This window comes from Frankia sp. AiPa1 (assembly GCF_023243075.1).
GTDB lineage: Bacteria > Actinomycetota > Actinomycetes > Frankiales > Frankiaceae > Frankia.
Genome location: NZ_JALKFZ020000138.1, coordinates 24,192 through 30,191, shown reverse-complemented (window position 1 = coordinate 30,191; position 6,000 = coordinate 24,192). Strand labels below are relative to the sequence as shown.

The following is a 6,000-nucleotide window of genomic DNA, read 5'->3' as shown; positions in this document are numbered from 1 at the left end:
CCCCCCCCCCCCCCCCCCCCCCCCCCCCCCCCCCCCCCCCCCCCCCCCCCCCCCCCCCCCCCCCCCCCCCCCCCACCACTGGGATTCGACCAGGCCAGCGGCTCGGGCGGCAGGCCGCGAGACCGAGCATGGTCGACGGCCCGCCCGAGCGGACCAGGCCGGGTGTCGAGCGGCGGCGGCATGCCCGAACCGTACAGGAGCGATCCGATTTCCGACGGTGACCGACCGGTCTGCTCGGCGACGGAGGCCACGAGGGCCACCGGGTCCGGCTCGGGCGTCCCAGCCGGCCCAGTCCGTAACGGCAGTCCGATGCGCTCGGCCAGCCGGAGGCGGCCGCCGGCACGCAGCGCGTCGGCGGCCCGGTCACGGGCCCGTGCGGAGGCGTAGAGACGTCCGTGCCCCTCGACCGACTCGGCCGCCCGGACCAGGACCGGAAGTGGTTCGGGCACGGGGGGTCCCAGCCGCCGTCCGCGCCACAGCGCGAGCAGGATGAGTACCACCGCGATCTGGAGCACTGCCCACCGCACGCCGAGCGGCACCAGCGAGACGGCACCGCGGCGATCCACCCCGTCATGGCCGTCGGCCGCCGGGGTGAGCCAGATCAGGGTGGGATGGCGGGCCAGTAACCCGAGCGCCAGCGCCGCGCTGCCCTCGCGGTCCAGCCTGTGATTGGTGAGGAAGTCCGCCGAGCCGAGCAGCACCAGCCGACCGGCCGGCGCCGCCTGGGACGCATCGCCGCCCGGCGATCCGCTTCTCGGCGTTCCGCCGGTCACGGCACTGCGGCGATCGGGGGTGAGCACCGCCAGCCGCGCGGCCTGGGGAGAATCGCCGTAACAGAGGACGACCCGCATGTCGCCGCGTCCACTGTCCGGGCCGGGGGAACCGCCAGCGCTGCCGGTGGCCCTGGCCACGGGAGCGTAGGCCCGCGCTCCCTCGAACGGGACGGTTCCCGCAACAGTAGCCTCGGGCAGAGCGCAGCCGGGGTCAGCGTCACCGCCGGGGTCGTCGTCCGCCGGGTGGACCCCCACGTCAAGGGCGTCGAGCACCGCGCCATCGGCATCGACGAGCACCACGTCCGAGCCCTGCCAGACCTGGCCGAGCAGGCCAGTGAGCGTGTCGCGATCGAGTCGTCCGGGCTGGAGAACGACGATGGTGCTCGCTGCTTCGGTGGGCTGAACTCCCATCGACGGGCTCTGCGTGGCAATGATCGACACACCCCGTGCCCGTAGGATCTCGGCCAGTGCGCGAGCGCCCTGCGGCTTCGCCGACCGGATGTCGAGGGGTTCCCCGCCGGACGTCCCGGCCGTGAACACGGCCAGCAGGAGGAACACGAGCACCAGCGCCGCGACGACCGCGCTGACCGCCAGTCCGCGTCGCACCGCGGGCGGACGCGGCCCGGTACGCACAGCTGTGGGGCTGGTTCGCCCCCGGCCTGCGGTGCTCTCCCGGGCCAGGGTCTGGGCGGCGCCGGCCGTCATGCGGGCACCGCGGGCCTGGCCGGCGGGTCGCCGCGCTGCTGGTAGCCGCCGCGTAGCCGCGAGAGTGTCTCATCGGCGTCGACGAGTTCCTGGTATTCCGAGGCTGTGCCCGGGCGGCCGCCGTACCAGGTCTCGCTGAAGATCTCGGCCGCGGCGGTGAGCGCTGCCAGCGGATCCGTCCGCGTGCTGTCGAACCCGGTGGCAGCGGGTCGGCCACCGAGTGCGCGGGCGACCTCCGCGACCAGTTCGCCCGCGGTGCGCCCCGGGCGCGGGTCGAGAACGCCCCGGTCCTCCAGCATGCGCACGATCGCCCGCAGCCGGGAACGCACGGCCAGCGCGTACTGCCCGGCGGCAGCCTGCTGGTCGGCCTCGGCCCGCAGCCTGCTGGCGGTCAACGGGCTGGACAGATCGTCCGAAGCCGCCCTGCTGTGGCGGGCGGTGCGGCGTACCGGACCCAGCCACCACCGCAGCGCGACCATGATGATCAGGGCTGCGATCACCAGGAAGAGTGCGCCGAGCCCCGGCGCGCCGCTGTTCCCCGGGCCTCCATGCGGGAACAACCAGGACCACAGATCCACGACCCGGTCGCCGATCCAGCCGAGTATGCGGCTCCACCAGTGCGCGCCGTCACGGTGGTAGATCTCGCGGGACAGCTCCCGGTGCGCCTCTGCCCGTGCTCCGTCGCGAGTCACCGGGCCACCGAGGGACGCCGGGCTGGCAAGGGACACCGGGCTGGCAAGGGAGGCCGGGCTGCGCGGGGACATCGGACTGGCGAGGATCATCCGCGTGGCCCCGCCTGCCCGGCACGCTGGCGAGCCGCCTCGGCGAGCGTGACGTCCAGCCCCTCACGCCGGATACGAAGATCGACGTAGAGCAGTACGACGGCGCCGGCAATGATCGGCGTCGACACCGTCGTGGCCGCCAGGTTGCCAAAGCCCTCGACGATATGGCCGGCCGTGGTGAGGTCACCGTCGAGGACATCGCCGAACACACCCGGCGCCGCTGCCAGCACGATCGCGGTGGCGATGGCGAACACCGCGCTGAGCATCAGCGACACCAACGCCGCGAGCAGCAGGATGCCGAACGTCCGCCACCATGAGCCACGCACGATCGCCACCGATCTGCGTAGCGCGTGCCCCACCCCGCCGCCCTCGAGCACGTAGGCCGGGGTCGCGAGGCTCAGGTACACCCCCACCACGACCGCGCCGACGAGCAGCGCGACCAGCCCGAGCAACACCGCCAGGGTGACGGCCACCGTCAGGACGAACAGCCCGCCCAGACGGGGAGCGACCCGCCGTACGGCGTCGGCCGGCCCGATCCGGCTGCCCAGCGTCGCCTCGCTCACCACGATGCTGAGGATTCCGGACAGGAACAGGCGCAGTATGAACTCGAGTGCGAGGGATGCCGCGGTGCCGAGCAGCCCGGCCGTGGTCGAGGCGTCTTCGGTACCGATGGTGATCAGTGTTGAGATCGTCTCCACCACCGCGGCCGCGGCCAGCGTCACCCCGATCGTGGCACCCGGGTCCGCCCGGACGGCGGCGAAGGTACCGTCCAGGATCTCTCCGAGCGCCAGGGGGCGCAGAGGGATGATCCCCGGCTTGGGCGCCGCGGCACTCCACCGCCATGGCCCTGGTGGCCCTGGTGGCCCTGGCGGCATTCCTCCGGGCGGTATTGCCCCGGGCGGTGGAGCCGCGGGCGGCGGACCCCCTGGCCAGTGCGGCGGTGCCGGCTGGCCGGGTCCCCCGGACCAGCCGGGGGGCGGCTGCTGCCCCCACTGTGGACCGCCGGTGCCGGCCTCACCGGGTGGTGGCGCGCCGGGTGCGGCCCAGCCCGGTCCTTCTGCCATCGCTGTGTCTCCACTCGTCGTCTTCATCCTGGAGGTCGCCCGTCAGCCCGCACGGCTCGCCGGTCCCTCAGCCAGCCCCGTCCCTGCGCCAGCCGGACCCGTCGGTGGACCGCGCCGCCGGAGCCTGCCGGCCGGCGTCGTCCCTTCATCCCCGCACCGTCGCCCGGCCCGGCCCGGCCCGGCCCGGCCCGGCTCGGCCACCGGACCGCGGCCCCGGAGCCTGCGTCCCGGTCAGGATTCTCGGGTCCACCGCGGGCATACCGACGACGTCAGGCCTGCGGGGGCGCCCGGCCTGGCCGGTTCGGCCGCTCGATGGTGCTCCATGAGGTATCGGTCTACCGCCCTGGTGGACGCCGGATGATCCGTCTCGCATCGATCGTCCCAGATATGGGCGGCTCGCCGCAGCTCTGACGTGCCGGCTGTGGAGGGAAATCGGGGTAGGCCGGATGCTCTCCGCTCGGGAGTGTGCGGGACGTTCGTTTGTCCACAGGCGCCGGCCGGCCGCCGGTCGATATCCACAGATCGCAGGACGGGGTTGGCGATCGCCCGAGGGCAGGCTGATTCTTCTCGACGTGACCTGTCTGCTCCCGCCCACGCTGTCCCAAGGGCTTTCCATTCTTGCGGATCTTGTTCTGCCGCAGGCGTGCGCCGGCTGTGGTGACCGGGGTTACTCGGCCTGCCCGGCGTGTGTGGCGCAGTTGCATGGTCCCGTGATCCTCGCCGCCGCGGGCTCTCTGGCCACCCCGCGGCGGCGAGGGCTGCCGCCCTGTCTGGCGGCGGCCCGCTATGGCGGCCAGGTGCGGTCGCTGCTGTTGGCCTACAAGGAACGTCGGCGGGTGGGCCTCGCCGCTCCGCTGGGCGCCGCGCTGGCCCGGGTGATTGCTCGCGCCACCGCCCCGCCCGGGGGGTCGGCATGGGGGAGCGCGGCTTCGGTGCGATCGGCCTCGGCGGCTCGTGCGGGGCCGGTGCTCGTGCTCGTCCCGGTGCCCTCGGCCTCGGCAGCCCGTCGGCGGCGTGGGTTCGATCATGTCCGAGTGTTGTGTGTCGCGGCGGCCGTGGTGCTGCGTCGCAACGGCTACCGGGTGCGTCTGGCCCCGGTGCTGCGCCCGGTGCGCCGCACGGCCGACCAGGCAGGTCTGGGCGCGGCGGACCGGATGGCGAACCTCGCGGGTGCCTTCGCGCTGCGCGATCCGCGGGACGCGGCGGAGCTGACCGGGCCGGCGCACGCCCTGCGCGTGGTGGTCGTCGACGACGTGGTGACAACCGGCGCGACCGTCGGGGAGGCGGCGCGGGCGCTGCGCGCGGCCGCTGTGCGGCCCTGGGTGGCCGCGGTGGTGGCGGCCACGCAGGCGCCCGGCGGCCGGGTGGAGGCGACGCACGGCGGCCACACGGAGGCGACGCGCGGAAGAGTCGCTTTGCCCGGCCGGCAGGGACCGCCGGGGTGAGACTACCGTTACGCGCTTGTCCGGGCCCTCGGGTACGGGACGCTCAGGTCGGGCGGCGAGGGCCACCGTCGTGGGAGACCAGACCGCCGGCCAGCGTCAGTCCGCACATCCGTGGGTGCGAGCCCCGCGCCAGTCGTCCAGATGCTGGGCGCACGTTCGGAGTAGGGCAGGCGCAGCGGGGAAGGAGCCGAATGCGGGCAACCCGCCGAAGACCGGTATGACGGGAGGGTGCGGCAACCGTGAGCAGGGCGTCCGTCGATCGTTTCGGGCAGATGCGGGAGCAGGCCTGGAAGGACGGGCGGGAGCAGTGAGATCACCGGCGCGCGGCCGGGCTTACTCCGCCAGCCGCGTGGCCGGTCACACGAACGGGAGGTGGATCGCGTGGACATCGTGGTCAAGGGCAGGCACACGGCGGTTCCGGATCGGTTCCGCAAGCATGTCGAGGCCAAGCTCGCCAAGCTGGAGCGGTTGAACTCCCACATCATCCGGGTGGACGTCGAGCTGTCGAAGGAGCGCAACCCGCGCCTCGCCGACGTCTGCGACCGGGTGGAGCTCACCGTGTACTCGCGGGGCCCGGTGATCCGGGCCGAGGCCGCTGCCGATGACTGCTACGCCGCGCTTGACCTGGCTGCGAACAAGCTTGCGGAGCGGCTGCGCCGGGCTGCCGACCGGCGGGTCCGCCATCATGCCAACCACGCGGGCAGCAAGCCAGCCGGCATCAGCTCCGTGCCGTTGGAAAGCCTCATGCCGCTGGAGGGCGCGCTTCCCCCGGACACGCTCCACGCCGATGACGATCAGCGGCCGGGCGTGGATCGCTCGGCGAACGCGGTGGCGTCGGCTGGGACGGCGTCGCGGCCGGTGGTGGCGGCGTCCGTCGAGGAGGCGGTCGCGGTCCGTCAGCAGGCCGACCGGGCGGAGTCGCCCGAACAGGCCCCCCTGGTCGTGCGGGAGAAGACCCACGAGGCCGACCCGATGAGCCTGGAGGACGCCCTGTCGAACATGGAGCTCGTCGGGCATGACTTCTACCTGTTCCTCGACTCCGACTCTGGCCTGCCAAGCGTGGTCTACCGGAGGGTGGGCTATGACTACGGGGTTATCCGCCTGACCGGGCTGGGTGGGCTCGAGTCGGCCCTCGCGGATCCCGACGGACGGGCCGGGCAGGGGGCACGGGAACGGGGTGCCTACGCGGGCTCCGCCGCTCTTTAGACGATCTGCGGGTCACGTCGACTGG

At 73.8% G+C, this 6,000-nt stretch carries 5 protein-coding genes; 2 read left to right on the top strand and 3 right to left on the bottom strand.

Going from position 1 to position 6,000, the window contains the following annotated elements; genetic code table 11:
* The 3 genes from MXD95_RS14360 to MXD95_RS14350 all read right to left on the bottom strand — a co-directional run.
* On the bottom strand, positions 1-1,478 hold a 1,478-nt coding region (locus MXD95_RS14360), incomplete at its 3' end, for a DUF4350 domain-containing protein (RefSeq protein ID WP_250641114.1).
* Positions 1,475-2,242: a DUF4129 domain-containing protein gene (locus tag MXD95_RS14355; RefSeq protein ID WP_250641113.1), complete on the bottom strand. Its 768-nt coding sequence runs from the start codon at positions 2,240-2,242 to the stop codon at positions 1,475-1,477. The genes MXD95_RS14355 and MXD95_RS14360, both read right to left, overlap by 4 nt.
* Before the next feature lie 14 nt (positions 2,243-2,256).
* On the bottom strand, positions 2,257-2,982 hold the full coding sequence (locus MXD95_RS14350; RefSeq protein ID WP_250641112.1) for a hypothetical protein: 726 nt from the start codon (positions 2,980-2,982) through the stop codon (positions 2,257-2,259).
* Positions 2,983-3,896: 914 nt separating this feature from the next.
* Here MXD95_RS14350 and MXD95_RS14345 point away from each other — a divergent pair.
* Entirely contained in the window at positions 3,897-4,769 is an 873-nt protein-coding gene (locus MXD95_RS14345) for a ComF family protein (RefSeq protein ID WP_250641111.1), read from the top strand.
* 381 nt (positions 4,770-5,150) lie between these two features.
* Positions 5,151-5,975, top strand: a complete 825-nt coding sequence (gene hpf, locus MXD95_RS14340) for a ribosome hibernation-promoting factor, HPF/YfiA family (protein WP_250641110.1) — start codon at positions 5,151-5,153, stop codon at positions 5,973-5,975.
* The last annotated feature ends 25 nt before the right edge of the window (positions 5,976-6,000 follow it).

Coding starts and splice junctions, on each gene's coding strand:
- MXD95_RS14355 (WP_250641113.1), bottom strand. CDS start 2,242: ATGTCCCCGCGCAGCCCGGCCTCCCTTGCCAGCCCGGTGTCCCTTGCC.